This is a genomic window from Pseudomonas algeriensis, from assembly GCF_048847255.1.
Taxonomy (GTDB): Bacteria; Pseudomonadota; Gammaproteobacteria; order Pseudomonadales; family Pseudomonadaceae; genus Aquipseudomonas.
On sequence record NZ_JBKKRK010000016.1, the window covers coordinates 52962 to 68151 of the forward strand.

Consider the following 15190-nt stretch of genomic DNA (forward strand, 5'->3'; position numbering starts at 1 on the left):
CGATGAGCAACGACGATCGTACCCAGTTCATGCCGACGCCCGGTGGCCGCGGCGCGGATCCGTTCCGTCCGGACCCGGCACGCCAACAGCCGACGCCCGCGCCGTTGTCGATGCCGGCCGCGCCGGTCCTGACCGGCAAGGCCCAGGGCCTCAACCCGTTGGAAAGCGCCGCCGGCCCGTTGCTGGCTCTGCTGACGCGCTTGCGCAACACCATCGCCCATCCGGCGCCGGCCAGCTTGCGCGCGCAACTGTTGGCCTACCTGCGCCAGTTCGAAGAGCGCGCCGAGGCCGCCGGCGTGGTGCGCAACGACGTGTTGCTGGCCCGCTACGCCTTGTGTACCGCCCTGGATGAAGCGGTGTTGAGCACCCCATGGGGTGGCACCAGCGATTGGGGCAAGCAAAGCCTTTTGATCACCGTGCATAACGAAGCCTGGGGCGGCGAGAAGGTGTTCCAGTTGCTGGAGCACTGCCTGCAAAGCCCGCGCGAGCGCTTGTATCTGCTGGAGCTTTTGTACCTGTGCATGTGCCTCGGGTTCGAAGGCCGTTATCGGGTAATGAACGACGGCCGCAGTCAATTGGAGGCGTTGCGCGAGCGTACCGCGGGCGTCATTCGCAGCGCTCGTGGCGACTACGAGCGCGAGCTGTCGCCGCACTGGCGCGGTGTCACCGTGGCCCGTGATCGCCTGGCGCAATTCATGCCGCCGTGGATCGCCCTGGCCATCGGCGCGGCGCTGCTGCTGGCGCTGCTGTTCGGCCTGCGCATGAAGCTGGCCTCCGACGCCGAGCCGGTATTCAAGAACATCCACTTCCTCGGTGAGATCCCGGTGCAGACCATCGACCGTCCCGTGGTCCAGCCCAAAGTGATCGAGCGCCCCCGCCTGGCCGGTTTCCTCGCCGACGAAATCCGCTCCGGCAAGGTCGCCGTGGAAGACGCCGTCGATCGCTCGGTGGTGACCATCCGTGGCGATGAACTGTTCGCCTCCGGCAGCGCCAGCATCAAAGACGATTTCCAACCGCTGATGCTGCGCATCGCTGACGCGGTGCGCAAGGTCAAGGGCCAGGTGCTGGTGACTGGCCACAGCGACAATCGCCCGATCGCCACCCTGAGATTCCCGTCCAACTGGGCCTTGTCCGAGGCGCGGGCCCGGTCGGTGCTGGACATTCTTTCGGCCAAGACCGGCCAACCCGAGCGCTTCAGCGCCGAGGGTCGCAGCGACACCGAGCCGCTGGCGTCCAACGCCACGACCGAGGGGCGCGCGCGCAATCGACGGGTTGAAATCACAGTGTTGGCGGAGGGGGTCGAGTGAAGGCGTTTTTCAGTTTCATGATCCGCTGGGTCATTCCATTGCTGGGCCTGATCGCCCTCAGTCTGATCATCTGGTTCCTTGGGCCGCTGCTCGATTGGCTGGTGCCAGAAGGCCGCCGCTGGGCGTTGATCATTCTGGTGTTCGCAGTGTGGATCGCCTACCGGGTGTTGCGCATTATCCAGGCTCGGCGCCAAGCCGCCGAAGTGATGCGCAGCCTGGCCGCGCAGACGCCGCCGGACCCCACCAGCATCGCCACCGCCGAGGAACTCGAAACCCTGCGCCAGCGCATGGACGAAGCCTTGGCCTTGCTCAAGAAAGCCAAGCTCGGCGGTGACGAGCGGCGCAACCTCTACGAGCTGCCGTGGTACGTGATCATTGGCCCGCCCGGTTCCGGCAAGACCACCGCGCTGGTCAACTCCGGCCTGCATTTCCCGTTGGCCGCGCAGCTCGGCGCCGGTGCGGTGCGCGGCGTCGGCGGTACGCGCAACTGCGACTGGTGGTTCACCGACCAGGCCGTGCTGCTCGACACCGCTGGCCGCTACACCACCCAGGACAGTGACGCGGTCGTCGACAAGGCAGCATGGCTGGGCTTCCTCGGCCTGCTGAAAAAACAACGGGCACGTCGCCCCATCGACGGCGCGTTCATCGCCATCAGCCTCTCGGACCTGCTGCTGGGCAGCGACGCCGAACGCGCGGCCCACGCCGCGGCGATTCGCTTGCGGATCCAGGAGTTGTACACCCAACTGGGCGTGCGTTTCCCGGTCTACCTCATGCTCACCAAGCTCGACCTGGTGCCAGGCTTCATGGAGTACTTCGATAGCCTGAGCAAGGAAGAACGCGCCCAGGTCTGGGGCATGACCTTCGCCCTGGACGATGGTAAGAGCAACGACAGTCCGTTGGCGCACCTGCAAAGCGAATTCGCCCTGTTGGAACAGCGCCTGAACGACCGCTTGGTCGAGCGCTTGCAACAAGAGCGCGACCCGGCGCGGCGCGACCTGATCTACGGCTTCGCGCAGCAGTTCGGTGCGTTGAAGGATTGCCTGCAAAGCTTCCTCGACGGCGTGTTCAAACCCAACGCCTTTGAAGAGCGGGTATTGCTGCGCGGTGTGTACTTCACCAGCGGCACCCAGGAAGGCAGCCCGATCGATCGTCTGATCGGCTCCATGGCCCAGAGCATGAACCTGGACCGCCAGCACCTGGCGCGCCAGACCGGCACCGGACGCAGCTACTTCATCGAAAAACTGTTCAGCGCCGTGGCGTTTGCCGAGCGCGGGCTGGTGGGGGTGGACCCGAAAGTCGAGCGCCGGCGCAAGTGGATCGCTCGTGGCGTGCTCGCGTCCACCGTTGTGCTGGTGTTGGTGGTCAGCACGTTGTGGTGGGTCAGCTATCGCGCCAACCAGGCCTACATCGCCCAGGTCGACCAGAAGGTCGCGCCGCTGGGCCAGACCGTGCAGAACCTCAGCCCGGCCCAGCGCGACGTGCTTGCGGTGTTGCCGTTGCTCAACGCCGTGAAACACCTGGCCGACGACGCCCCCGATTGGGCTGAAGGTTTGGGCCTCTATCAGGGCGACATGCTGGAAGCCGAGTCCGGTAGCGTCTACCGCAAGCTGTTGATCGCGGTGTTCGCGCCACGCCTGCTGACGCGCATCGAAGAGCAACTGCACAGCGGCGGCAATTCGGACTTCCTCTACGAAGGCTTGAAGGCCTATCTGATGCTCGCCGATAACGAGCATTACGACGCCGACTTCATCAAGGCCTGGATCGCTTTGGATTGGGATCGCAGCTTGCCACGGGACTTGCCAGCCGAGCAGCGCCAAGCCCTGACCGGACATTTGCAGGCACTGTTCGAACGGCGTCCGCCGACCGCGCGCCTGGACCCACGGCTGATCGAAGACCTGCGCCGCCAGTTGCAACAGTTGCCGGTGGCCCAGCGCGTCTACGACCGCATCAAGCGCCAGAAGCTGCCAGAAGGCATTCCGGACTTCCGCATCAACGAAGCCGCCGGGCGTGACGCTGCGCTGGTGTTCAGCCGCAAGAGCGGCAAGCCGTTGGGCGAACCGTTGAGTGGGTTCTTCACGGTCAAAGGGTATCGCCAGGGCTTTTTGCTCAGCAGCCTGAGCCAGACTGGCACCTTGGCTGAAGAGCAATGGGTGCTGGGCCATGAAGAGGCCGACCAACAGAACGTCGCCAGCCTGGCCGCCGATGTGCGTCGCCTGTATTTCCAGGACTACATGCGCCAATGGGACGCCTTGCTGGCCGACATCGACTTCGTGCCGATCACCAGCGTGGCCCAGGCCGCCGATGTGCTGCGGGTGATTTCCGGCCCGACCTCGCCGCTGAAAAAACTGCTGGTGGCAGTGGCGAAGGAAACCGACCTGCAACAGGATGAGCGCCTGCTGGCCGCCCAAGGCGCGCCGGTGGAGGGCAGCGTGGACAAGCTCAAGGAGCGCCTCGGCAGCCTGCTCGGCCAGGAACAGGCGACGTCGAACGCGCCGACGGCGAGCGATGATCCGATCACCGCGCATTTCGCCGAGCTCAACAGCATCGTCAACAAGAACGAAGGCGAACCGGCGGCCATCGACGGCCTGTTGTCCGACATGAACGCGCTGTACGTGCAAGTCAGCGCCATGGTCGGCGCCAGCGGCGATGCCTTGCTCGGCGAGGCCAAGAACCAGGCGTCGGCCGCCGCTACCCGGGTGAGCCTCAACGCCGAACGCCAGCCGCCACTTGTGCAGGGCTTGGTCAAGTCAGTGGTCAATTCCACCACCAACACCATGATGGGCGGGGTGCGCAATCAACTGAACGCGGCCTGGACCAGCGAAGTGGTGAACATCTACCGCCAGTCCCTGGCCGGGCGTTACCCGATGTCGCCAGGCAGTGCGCGGGACGCCACCCTTGATGACTTCGGCCAGTTCTTCGGCGTCGGCGGGGTGATGGACAACTACTTCCGCAAGTACCTGCAACCGTACGTGGATACCTCGACGCAAACCTGGCGCTGGCAGCCGGGCGCGGCGCAGAAGCTCGGGATTTCTCCTGGCGTGTTGCAGACCTTCCAGCGCGCGGCGACCATCCGCGATGCGTTTTTCCGCTCCGGCGGCACCCAGCCGATGGTGCGCTTCGAGCTCAAGCCGGTGGCGATGGATTCGACCATCACCCAGTTCCTGCTCGACCTCGACGGTCAGCAGCTGAGCTACGACCACGGCCCGAGCCGCCCGACCGCGCTGCAGTGGCCGAACCCCGGCAGCATCGGCGTGGTGCGGATTTCGATCATGCCACCTTCCTCCAGCGGTCGTTCCGGTATCACCCTGGATGGGCCATGGGCCTGGTTCCGGCTGCTGGAACAATCGGACCTGACCGCCGGCAACTCGCCGGATCGCTTCAACCTGCGCCTGCGGGTCGATGGCGCAAGCGCCTCTTATGAGCTGCGGGCCAACAGTGCTTTCAACCCATTCAAGAGCCGCGTGCTCAGCGGCTTCAGCCTGCCGGAGCGTCTATGAGTACGCCGGGCTTCTATGGGAAGTTGGCCAGCCGCGGGGATTTCGTCAGCCGAGGCTTGCCCCAGAGTTTTATCAAACCGTGGGACTCCTGGCTGGCGGCGGGTTTGCTCGCCAGCCAGAGCAGCCTCGGCGAGCGTTGGTTGGACGCCTATCTGGTCAGCCCGCTATGGCGCTTCATGGTCGCGCCCGGCGTGTGCGGCCCGGACGCTGCCGTCGGGGTGGTGATGCCCAGCATCGACCGGGTCGGGCGCTATTTCCCGCTGACCGTCGCGGTATTGATGGACGCGGAGGCGGACCCAGCCTCGGTGGTCGGTGGCGCGGACGACTGGTTCGAGCGAGTGGAGAACCTGTTGCTGAGCACATTGAGCGTGGAAGCCAGTTTCGAAGCGTTCAGCGAAGAGCTTGAAACCCTTGGCAGCCCAATGTGCCTGCCGCGCACCTTGAGCAGTCGCTTCGCCAGCCTGCATCGTTTCGATGCCACCGATCCGCAGCGAAGGATGAGCGCCCTGGCCGAGTCGGCCTGTGAAGGCGCAAGCCTGTGGTGGGGCCTGGGTTCGGAGCGCATCGCGCCCGGTTTGATGCGCTGCCAAGGATTACCGGCGGCGGCTGATTTTGCGCAATTTTTGCTCGGCCAAGAAGGTGTTGTGTAGATGCGTCCAAGTGCCGGAAAAGCAATCAAGTCTGCAAGCAAGAGCCACGTCGGCATGGTCCGCCAGGTCAACGAAGATGCCTGCCTGGACATGCCTGAAAACGGCCTGTGGGTGGTCGCCGATGGCATGGGCGGGCACGCGGCGGGCGACTACGTCAGCAGCCTGATCATCGACAGCCTGCGCAGCATTGCCGTGGGCCGTTCCCTGGATGAATACATCGCGGCACTGCAAAGCGACCTGTTGCGGGTGAACGCCGCCGTGCGCGAAGAAACCGCCAACCGTGGCGTGACCATGATGGGTAGTACCGTGGTGGTGCTGGCCGCCCGCGACCTGCGCGGCATGTGCCTGTGGGCCGGTGACAGCCGGTTGTATCGCCTGCGCGATGGCGTGCTCGAAAGCATTTCCCGGGACCACAGCTACGTTCAGGATTTGCAAGACAGCGGCCTGCTCAGCGAAGCCGAAGCCCGCGTGCATCCACGCGCCAACATCGTCACCCGCGCCATCGGCGTCGAGGCGCAACTGAACCTGGCGCTGGCCGAATTGCTGCTGGTGCCCGGCGACAGCTACCTACTGTGCAGCGACGGCCTGACCAAGACCGTCGAGGACCAGGAAATCCGTGAAGTATTGAGCCACGACGAGCCCGGCGAGATCGCCAGTAGCCTGGTGTCCCTGGGCCTGATGCGCGGCGCGCCGGACAACATCACCGTGGTCGTCGTGAAGGTGCCGTCATGAGCTTGACCCTTAACCTTGTCATCCCCGGTTACGACATCGACGGCGAGATCGGCGAAGGCGCGATGGCCAGCGTGTACCTGGCGACCCAGCGTTCGCTGGAGCGCAAGGTGGCATTGAAAGTCATGGCGGCAGCCCTGGCCGCCGACCCGACGTTCTGCGAGCGTTTCCTGCGCGAAGGCAAGACCCTGGCGCGCTTGTCCCACCCGCACACGGTCACCATCCATGACATCGGCAACGTCGGTGAGCTGTATTACATGGCGATGGAATACCTGCCCAACGGCACGCTCAAGGAACGCATCGCCGCGGGCCTGACGCCGGAGCAGGGCCTGACCTACATTCGCCAGATCGCCTCGGCCCTTGGGTATGCCCACGGCTTGGGGTTGGTCCACCGCGACGTGAAGCCGGCCAACATCCTCTTTCGCGCCGACGGCACGGCGGTGCTGTCGGACTTCGGCATCGCCAAATCCCTGGACGACCGCACCCAGTTCACCCAAGCCGGTTTTGCCGTTGGCACACCGAGCTACATGAGCCCGGAACAGGCCCGTGGGCAAGACATCGACGGTCGCGCCGACCTGTACGCCTTGGGCGTGGTGCTCTATGAAATCCTCGTCGGCAAGTTGCCGTACACCGGCAACGATGCACTGTCCACGGCCCTGGCGCACCTGACCGAGCCCTTGCCGGAACTGCCGGTGCACCATGGCCGTTACCAGGACGTGCTGCGCAAGTTGCTGGCGAAGGATCCGGCGGAGCGTTTCCCGGATGCGGCGGCGCTGCTGCGGGCGCTGGATAACTTGCCGGAGCAATCGTCGGAAGCGACGCTGATCCGGCCGTTGTCGTTTGAACTGCCGGTCGTGCCGCCTGCGGTGGATGACCTGGCGGGCTTGACGCCCATGTCCATCGACATTCCCAGCGGCCCGGCTTACTCGCCGCCACAACCCAAGCCTGTGCCACCGCCGCTCAAGCCAACAGCGCAATCCACGGTTTCGGAGCAACGCAAGGGTCCGGTGTTTGCCCTCGCGGCTGTTGCGGTGGCCGTGGCGTTGGCGCTGGGTGGCGCGGGTTATTGGTGGTTGTCTGGCAATGACGGCAAAGAGATGAAAACGCCGATTGCCAAGACGACCTCGGCCAAGCCCCCTGAAGTCACCCCGCCGAAAGCCCCTGACGTACCTGCGGTCAAGCCGCCCGTGGTGACCGATGCCGATGGCGGCCAGCGTCCGCTGCTGATGGCTGGCAAGAAGACCCTGTTCCAGCGCGTGCTCAGCAAACCGGGGGCCAAATTGGCCGCCGAGCCTGGCGCTGCGCCGGGCAAGGCGTTGCCGGCGTTCTCCGTGCTGTACGTCTACCAGCGCAAGGACGTGGACGGCAGCGCCTGGGTGCGCGTCGGCGCCGCCACCGACGGGCGCAGCGACGGCTGGTTGCCCGCCGCTCAGGTCAGCGATTGGAAACAGAGCCTGGTGCTCAAGTTCACCGAGCGCTCCGGCCGTGCGCCGGTGATGTTCCTGCGTCAGCCCGGCGAAGTGGAAAAGTTACTGGCCAACCCGGCCGCCGCCAAAAACGCGTTGCTCAAAGCTCAGCAGAACCCCCAGGACGATCAGCAAGTGCTGGCTCTGGAGCCGGCTGCCAGCGCCGTGCCGCAGAATCAGTTCTATCTGCTGCCAATCTTCGATTCCCGCGAGAGCTTCGACGATAACGGACAGCCGGTGCAGTTGCTGAACGTGGCGTCCATCGACCCTGGCACCGCCCAAAAGGCTGCGACCAACACGCCGGTCACCGCCGCCAACGCCGACGCGTTCCGTACCGCCGTGGTGCTGGTGGTGGACACCACCGTGTCCATGCAGCCCTACATCGATCAGGTCCGTGACGTGGTGCATCAATTGCAGACTCGCATCGGCGAACGTGGCGAGCTTGATAGCGTCAGTTTCGGCATGGTGGGTTTTCGCAGCAGCATCAAGAAAACCCCAGGCCTGGAATACACCGCCAAGACCTTGATCACCCTGGAACAGGGCCGCGACCCGCAACGCTTCCTGGAGATGGCGCGGCAGGTCAAGGCATCTACCGTGTCGAGCCATTCGTTTAATGAAGATGCGTTTGCCGGTGTCATGGAGGCGGTGGAAGGGATGGACTGGTCCGGCTACGGCGGCCGCCTGATCCTGCTCGTCACCGACGCCGGTGCGCTGCGCAAGAACGACCCATTTGCCGCCACACAAATGAACGAGGCCGAAGTGCGCCAGGCGGCATTGGGCAAGCAAATCAAGATATACGCCCTGCACCTGCTCAGCGACGCCGGCAAGAAAACCCACGCCGGCGCACAGTCCCAGTACCGCACACTGACTGCCGACGCCAACCCGCAAATCGGTGACCTGTACATTGCGGTGCCGGGTGCCGACGTACGTAAGTTCGGCGAGCGGGTCGACGAAATCGGCTCGGTGTTCGCCGACCTCGTCCACCAGGTGCGCAGCAACAAGCCGCAAAGCGTGCCGCTGCTCAGCGCCGCGCCGAGCCTGGCCGACAAATCGGCAGCGGTCGGCTACGCGATGCACATGGACTTCCTGGGGCGCAAAGCCGCCAGCCAGGCGCCGCAATTGGTCAGCGCCTGGACCGCCGACCGCGACCTGACCAACCCGGCGCTGCCGGCATTCCAGGTCTGCGTAATGCTGACCAAGCTGCAACTCAACGACCTGCAGCAATCGCTGAAACTCATCGTCGACGCGGCCCGCAAAACCCAGAGCTCGCCCAAGGATTTCTTCCAGGAAATCGCCAGCGCCAGCGCTTATATGAGCCGCGACCCATCGGCCCTGCGCAAAGGCGGCATCCTCGCCACGGGTGGGATTCTCGGCGAGTACCTGGAAGGGCTGCCGTACCGCAGCAAATCGCTGAACATGACCCAGGATTTGTGGCTGTCGTTGAGCGTGGCCGAGCAGGAGGATTTCATCGACGAGCTGGAATCAAAGATCCGCCTCTACGAAACCTTCCACAACGACCTCGCCAATTGGGTGCGCTTCGGCGATGCGGAGCCGGGCGACGCCTTGTACCGCGTTCCGTTGTCGACGCTGCCGTGATGCTGAACCTGAGCGCAGTGCACAAGAGCCGGGGCGCCGGTGGCCAACGCTACAGCCTGGTGATTCCACGGCTGCAACTGCGCGCCGGTGAACAACTGGCGGTGGTCGGTCCCAGCGGCTGCGGCAAGAGCACCTTGCTGGACTTGCTGGCGCTGGTGCTGGCGCCGGATCAGGCGGGGCAGTTCGACTTCACGCCGGCCAACGCGCCGCTGGACATCGCCAAACTGTGGCGCACGTCGCAACAAGGCACCTTGGCTGAGTTGCGCGGCCGCCACCTGGGCTATGTTCTGCAAACCGGTGGCCTGCTGGGCTTCCTGGACGTACGCGGCAACATCGCGTTGTCGCGCAAACTGCTGGGCTTGAAGGATGACGGCAGCGTGAAGCGCCTGGCCGGACAATTGGACATTGCCGATCAACTGGACAAGAAACCCGCGGATCTTTCCGTCGGCCAGCGCCAGCGGGTCAGTTGCGCCCGCGCCTTGGCCCATGGCCCGCGCCTGCTGCTGGCCGACGAACCGACCGCCGCCCTCGACCCGCTGAACGCCGAGCGCGTCATGCAGTTGTTGGTCACCCAGGCCCGCGAGCAGGGTGTCTGCTGTGTGGTCGCCACCCATGACGAGGCGCTGGCCCGCGCCAGCGGCTTGCAAGTGCTGCGCATCAGTTGCCGCCGCGATGCCGACGGCGGCGTCACCGCTACGCTCGGGGAGGCCTGCTGATGCGCGGCGCGCTGGTGGCTTCCCTGGCCTGGCAGGATTACCGCAACGACGCTTGGCTGTCGGCGTGTTCGGTGCTGGCGTTGGTGGCCGTGGTGGCGCCGTTGCTGGTGCTGTTCGGCCTGAAGTTCGGCCTGGTCAGCAGCCTGACCGAACGTTTGCAGAACGACCCGGCTACCCGGGAAATCATCCCGTTGGGCGGTGGCCGTTTCAGTGCCGCCTTCGTCGAGCAATTGGGACAGCGCAGCGACGTCGCCTTCGCCTTGCCGCGCACCCGACAGATCGCGGCCACGGCGGATCTGAGCAGCGAGGCTGCCGCCGTCACGGTCGAGATGATTCCCACGGCCGCTGGCGACCCTTTGTTCGATCGCCTGCCGGTGCCGCAGGGCTTGGATCAAGTGGTGCTCAGCCAGACCGCCGCCGAGAAACTCGGCGCCAAGGCCGGTGATTGGTTGCAGGCCGGTTTCGGCCGGCAAGTGGCCGGTCGCAGCGAGGCGCAGCGCACTCGCGTGCAGGTGATGCATGTGCTGCCACTGGAAGCCTTCGCCCGGGACGGCCTGTTTGCCCCGCTGGCGTTGCTGGAGGCCGCCGAGGATTACCGCGACGGCCGTGCCGTGCCCGCGTTCGGCTGGCCGGGCGATGCAGTGGGCGAGGTTGGGCAGCGGGTCTATCCGGCGTTTCGCCTGTACGCGCTCAACCTTGGTGATGTCGAGCCGCTGCGCCAGTACTTCGCCGGGCAGAACCTGTTGGTGTCGACCCAGGCCCAGACCATCGCACAGGTGCAATCGTTGAGCCGCAACCTGTCGATCGTGTTCTGGATCATCGCCGGGTTGGCGTTGGCCGGCGGGTTCGCAGCGATTTTTGCCGGGGCCCTGGCAGCGGTGGAGCGCAAGCGTCGGGAGCTGTCGGTGCTGCGCCTGCTGGGCGTGTCCACGGCGGCGCTGTTGTTGTTCGTGGTGTTGCAGGCGCTCTACAGCGCCACGTTTGCGGCCCTGCTGAGCGCCGGGTTGTATGGCCTGGCGCAGTCGGGCCTCAATTATTTATTTGCGCAGATGCCCGGCGAGTACGCCAGCCATCTGCTGGTGCGTCATTACACCTTGGCCCTGGTGGCCGTGCTCGGCATCAGCGCCGTCGCGGCGGCGTGTGGCGGCTGGCGGGTGGCGCGCATCCAGGCATGTGAAGGAATTCGCGATGTATAAGTTATTGGGCGCCGCCGTGGCGCTGAGCCTGGCCGGTCTGGTCTGTGCCGATGAAGGCACGGACAAGCTGGACAACCCCAAGCCGTTGCCCGACGACGTCAGCCTGCCGCTGCCGTGTGAAGGGCAGATGGTGTTTCGCTACGTCTACATTCTTGCCCAAGGGACCCTGGACGACCGCGAGATCAGCCTCGGCTACCCGTTCAGCGAAGGCGAGGCCGGCTACCAGCAGTCGTTCATTTCCGGCTACCGGCGTGACTTCATCAATGGCCAGTTCACCCTCAAGGATTTGCCCGAGGACTGGAACAAGACCATCACGCCGTTGATGCCCAAGACCGACGCCAAGACGCCGCTCAAGCCGATGCTGTACTTCATCGGCAAATACGAAGTCACCGCTCGCCAGTACGCTCAGGTCATGGCCCAGGCGCAATCCCTGGCCAGCGGCGAGCCGGCGCCGGCCTGCGAAGCCTTGCAAGCCGAGTTGCCCCAGGGTATGGCCGGGCGCTTGCCGAAGGTGAAACTGTCGAAATTCGAGGCCGAGCGCTTTGCGGCGGTGTACAGCGCCTGGCTGATGAAATACCACAAGGACCTGCTGCCAGTGAGCGGTCGCGGCGCATCCGCCGAAGACGGCGGCCTGGGCTTCGTGCGCCTGCCCACCGAAGTGGAGTGGGAATTCGCCGCCCGAGGTGGGCAAGCTGTGAGCCGTCAGGACCTGGAAGGGCGCTTGTTCCCCCGGCGCCTTGAAGGCAGTGAAAGCGACGGGCCGCTGGCCGATTGGGCAGTGTTCAACCAAGTCGCCGGTGGCACGGGCCAAGCGGCGCGTTTGATGCCCATCGGCACCAAGTTGCCGAACCCCATCGGCCTGTTCGACGTGGTGGGCAACGCCGCCGAAATGGTCCAGGAATCATTCCAACTGGTGCACGCCGGTCGCCGTCAGGGCGCCTATGGCGGCTTCGTGGTCAAGGGCGGCAACTACCTGGAAGGCGAGGGCACGTTGTTCACCGGCATGCGCCGCGAGTACCCGTTGTTCGCCGCGGACGGCACCGAGCAAAACAACGAAACCACCGGTTTCCGTGTGGCCGTCGGCGCGTTGTCGGCGCCGCGTTCGCGCTACAAGGAACTGTTCGCCCAGTGGCAGAAAGAGGGCCGGCTCGCGTCCCTGACCGACGACATCGACGACGCCGAAGACCCGACCAAGCGCCTGGACAGCATCATCGCCGCCAGCGCCGACCCGCGCCTTCAAGCGGAGTTGGGCCTGGTCAACGAAGAGCTCAAGCGCAACGTCTCGCTCATCGCCCAACAGCGCGAGGAAGCGGCGGGCAACCTGATCCAGTCTTCGGCCCTGGTGGCCGAGACCATCAACAACTACAACATTCGCCTGACCAACCTGCAGAACAGTCGGCAGGCGGCCCTGGATGCCAAGGACGACGCCAGCGCCACGCTGTTTGCCACGGCCATTGAAAATGGTCGCAGTGCGCTGGACGGCGCGGTGGCGATCTACATCGACAACCTGGCGACCGGCACACGCTACACCGATGCCGTGATCCAGGCGCAATTCCAGCGCATCAAGGAAGAGCTTGAGCGCAAACCGGTACTGGGCAAGAGCCTGGTGGCGCGTGCAACGTTATTCGTTCGCCATGTCGGGGATTATCGTCAGCAGAAACGAGCCGACCCGGCGGCGATATTGAAGCAATTGCTCGCATCGAGCGCTCAGCGGTCTTGAGTGTTCGTTGTCAGCGAGCTTGGAAGGGACTCAGGCGGCGATGGGGCCGTGCTGAGCTGGTCAAAACTTAAACGAGAACACAACTATGCTTTTCTCCCGTAAACCTTTTGCTTCGGTTTCCAAGCGTCATTTGCTGATGGTTGCTGTGGGCTTCAGCACCGTACTGACTGGCTGCGCTTCGTCGCCGACGTCCAAGGTCGCTTCGAGCACCAAGGTCGAGTACTACCCCAACTGCTACGAGCCGGTGCAGCACCTGCGCTCCACCGAAGGGAACATGACCAAGTCGGTCGTCACCGGCGCAGCCGTCGGTGCCGTCGGTGGTGCGCTGCTGGGCGCCTTGACCGCCGACAAGGAAGACCGTGGCCGTAACGCCGCCATCGGTGCCGCGGGCGGCGCCTTGGCCGGTGGCGCTACCGGTTACTACACCGAGCGCCAGAAGCAGATCGCCGATGACAACATGCGCATCGCCTCCTACGCCGCCGACGTCAGCAAGAGCGCTTCGGACATCGACCGCAGCACCGCCTACGCCAAGGCGTCGCAACAGTGCTACCAGAACGCGTTCAGCAAACTGGTCGCCGACCGCAAGGCCAAGACCGTCAACGACACCGAAGGCCGCAAGCGCCTGGCGGAAATCGTTGCCGGCCTGAAAGAATCCAATGACCTGATCGTCGCGGTGAACGGCAAGGCTTCCGAAGACCTGAACAACTACACCCAGGCCTACGAGAAGGACCTGCAGCAAGTGGGTGTGCAGCGTACTGACGTGGTGACCGTGGCCACTGCTGACACCACGCAGGTTGTGGCGGCGCAGACCAGCACCAAGACCAAGAAGAAAGTGACGCCGGCGAAAAAGAAAGAACTGCCAGCCGTGCCGAAAGAAGCGGTCGCCACCGAGAAAACCCTGCAGACCGCCAAGGCCAAGCAGGATGAAAGCAAGCAGGTTGCCAGCGCGGGTACTACGCAGGTGAACAGCATGTGCAAGAATCCGGACTTGGGTGACTGGGCTCCGGTGCCTTGCCCGAATGTTTGATTGGGGGCATATCCGTTGCTGCGGTGATGGCGGCTGGCGGTTTCGCCCTTACGGCGACTCACTTTTTTTCAGACGCCAAAAAAAGTGAGCAAAAAAGGCTTGGCCCCACCACTCGGTGCCTCGCCTAGGCTCGGCATGCCCTCACTCCGGCATTGCTCCGTGGGCCCGCCGCGAAGGGTCATCCATGACCCAGCGCGGCTAACCCGGCATCCATGCCGGGTTGCCCACTCCACAATGCCTGCGTTCGGCCATCGTGGTTAACGGGGCCTGACAGATCAAAAGCCGAGCCGAGGCGGCCTTGAAGCCGACCTGGCTCTCGGTGGGACCGCGTTTCCCCTGTGGGAGCGAGCTTGCTCGCGAAGGCGGCCGTTCAGCTTGCATCGATAGCGACTGATCGACCGCTTTCGCGAGCAAGCTCGCTCCCACATTTGTTTTGTGGTGACTGAAATATTTGCGACAACCCGATCCCTTGTGGGAGCGAGCTTGCTCCGGGCGGCGATCCGACGAAGGCGTCGGTTCAGCTTGCCACTATGTCCGTCCTATCCCTTGGCTGCAGACGCCGCCACCCCCTTCGTCTCCAAATGATCCAGCGCGCGCTCAACCAACAACTGAACCCCATCGGCCATACGGCTGATCGCCAGGGCTACACAGCGGCGGGATTCGTCGATGTCGTCGGCCAGGTCGGCGGCGATGGTGCTGATGGAGAGCAGGTCTTCGGAGGCGTTGGCGAGCAGTGTTTCGGTATCGATGTGGGGGGAGACGATGAAGAGCTGGTCTTTATCGGGTTCTGGCGGTGAGGCGGGGTGGGGCTTGAGGTAGTAGTCGAGGGCGCGGTTGGTGGCGTCTTCGAGGCGTTTTTCTTCAAGTTTTTCGACGCGGGATTTGTGTTCGTTTTGCGGGGGATTCGGTGAATGCTTGACCATATCTATGTACCAGAGTTGGGGTCGACATCCTTTCGCTTGCATTCGAAGAGGTGGCAACTGTACGTAGGTGTGCAAGACCGGCTGGTACTCCCGGCAGACCCGAAGGTCTCCCACGCACAATTGCCATAACGGACGCGAGCATAAAAAAATGCTCGATCAATAGCCATAACCAATTGCGTACCAGTCCGGACTTGCACGTCCGTGTCATCGTTTTTTTGCGATGACGAACAGAGGTTAGCGGCCCTCGGTACTGCTGCTTAGTTCATGGACAGCCCGGCGTTTTGAAGGAAATCTCCGACGGGTCTGAAGGTCATGGAATGCCGCTTCTAAACATGACTTGGCAGTCATCGTGCGCAAAATGCG

10 protein-coding genes are annotated in these 15190 nt (G+C 64.2%); 9 read left to right on the top strand and 1 reads right to left on the bottom strand.

The genetic code is table 11. The features are described 5' to 3' along the window. Positions 1-2: 2 nt before the first annotated feature. From ACLK1G_RS20810 to tagQ, 9 genes are all read left to right on the top strand, one after another. The gene (locus ACLK1G_RS20810; RefSeq protein WP_420767140.1) at positions 3-1307 is read left to right on the top strand and encodes a DotU family type VI secretion system protein; all 1305 of its coding nucleotides are present in this window, start codon (positions 3-5) and stop codon (positions 1305-1307) included. Further along, positions 1304-4804 (top strand): type VI secretion system membrane subunit TssM, encoded by a 3501-nt coding sequence (tssM, locus tag ACLK1G_RS20815; protein WP_420767141.1) that lies wholly within the window; start codon positions 1304-1306, stop codon positions 4802-4804. The genes ACLK1G_RS20810 and tssM overlap by 4 nt, the downstream gene beginning before the upstream one ends. After that, positions 4801-5454, top strand: a complete 654-nt coding sequence (gene tagF, locus ACLK1G_RS20820) for a type VI secretion system-associated protein TagF (protein WP_420767142.1) — start codon at positions 4801-4803, stop codon at positions 5452-5454. The genes tssM and tagF overlap by 4 nt, the downstream gene beginning before the upstream one ends. After that, positions 5455-6186: a PP2C family protein-serine/threonine phosphatase gene (locus tag ACLK1G_RS20825; protein WP_420767143.1), complete on the top strand. Its 732-nt coding sequence runs from the start codon at positions 5455-5457 to the stop codon at positions 6184-6186. After that, positions 6183-9245 carry a serine/threonine-protein kinase gene (locus tag ACLK1G_RS20830; protein WP_420767144.1) on the top strand — a complete coding sequence of 1021 codons (3063 nt, stop codon included), beginning with the start codon at positions 6183-6185 and terminating at the stop codon, positions 9243-9245. The genes ACLK1G_RS20825 and ACLK1G_RS20830 overlap by 4 nt, the downstream gene beginning before the upstream one ends. Continuing rightward, positions 9245-9961: an ABC transporter ATP-binding protein gene (locus ACLK1G_RS20835; RefSeq protein ID WP_420767175.1), complete on the top strand. Its 717-nt coding sequence runs from the start codon at positions 9245-9247 to the stop codon at positions 9959-9961. Before ACLK1G_RS20830 ends, ACLK1G_RS20835 begins: the two co-directional genes overlap by 1 nt. Next, on the top strand, positions 9961-11157 hold the full coding sequence (locus ACLK1G_RS20840; RefSeq protein ID WP_420767145.1) for an ABC transporter permease: 1197 nt from the start codon (positions 9961-9963) through the stop codon (positions 11155-11157). Before ACLK1G_RS20835 ends, ACLK1G_RS20840 begins: the two co-directional genes overlap by 1 nt. Then, a complete protein-coding gene (locus tag ACLK1G_RS20845) occupies positions 11150-12877 on the top strand; it encodes a formylglycine-generating enzyme family protein (RefSeq protein WP_420767146.1) in 1728 nt (575 codons plus the stop codon). Before ACLK1G_RS20840 ends, ACLK1G_RS20845 begins: the two co-directional genes overlap by 8 nt. 85 nt (positions 12878-12962) lie before the next feature. Then, positions 12963-13904, top strand: a complete 942-nt coding sequence (gene tagQ / locus ACLK1G_RS20850) for a type VI secretion system-associated lipoprotein TagQ (protein WP_420767147.1) — start codon at positions 12963-12965, stop codon at positions 13902-13904. Between the two features lie 539 nt (positions 13905-14443). Here the strand turns inward: tagQ and ACLK1G_RS20855 are convergent. Continuing rightward, positions 14444-14827 (bottom strand): DUF6124 family protein, encoded by a 384-nt coding sequence (locus ACLK1G_RS20855; protein ID WP_420767148.1) that lies wholly within the window; start codon positions 14825-14827, stop codon positions 14444-14446. Positions 14828-15190: the final 363 nt, after the last annotated feature.

What these genes read in the sequence shown, in the direction of transcription:
- ACLK1G_RS20810 (WP_420767140.1), top strand. Translation starts at nt 3, where the DNA reads ATGAGCAACGACGATCGTACCCAGTTCATGCCGACGCCCGGTGGCCGC.
- tagF (WP_420767142.1), top strand. Translation starts at nt 4,801, where the DNA reads ATGAGTACGCCGGGCTTCTATGGGAAGTTGGCCAGCCGCGGGGATTTC.
- ACLK1G_RS20825 (WP_420767143.1), top strand. Translation starts at nt 5,455, where the DNA reads ATGCGTCCAAGTGCCGGAAAAGCAATCAAGTCTGCAAGCAAGAGCCAC.
- ACLK1G_RS20830 (WP_420767144.1), top strand. Translation starts at nt 6,183, where the DNA reads ATGAGCTTGACCCTTAACCTTGTCATCCCCGGTTACGACATCGACGGC.
- ACLK1G_RS20835 (WP_420767175.1), top strand. Translation starts at nt 9,245, where the DNA reads ATGCTGAACCTGAGCGCAGTGCACAAGAGCCGGGGCGCCGGTGGCCAA.
- ACLK1G_RS20840 (WP_420767145.1), top strand. Translation starts at nt 9,961, where the DNA reads ATGCGCGGCGCGCTGGTGGCTTCCCTGGCCTGGCAGGATTACCGCAAC.
- ACLK1G_RS20845 (WP_420767146.1), top strand. Translation starts at nt 11,150, where the DNA reads ATGTATAAGTTATTGGGCGCCGCCGTGGCGCTGAGCCTGGCCGGTCTG.
- tagQ (WP_420767147.1), top strand. Translation starts at nt 12,963, where the DNA reads ATGCTTTTCTCCCGTAAACCTTTTGCTTCGGTTTCCAAGCGTCATTTG.
- ACLK1G_RS20855 (WP_420767148.1), bottom strand. Translation starts at nt 14,827, where the DNA reads ATGGTCAAGCATTCACCGAATCCCCCGCAAAACGAACACAAATCCCGC.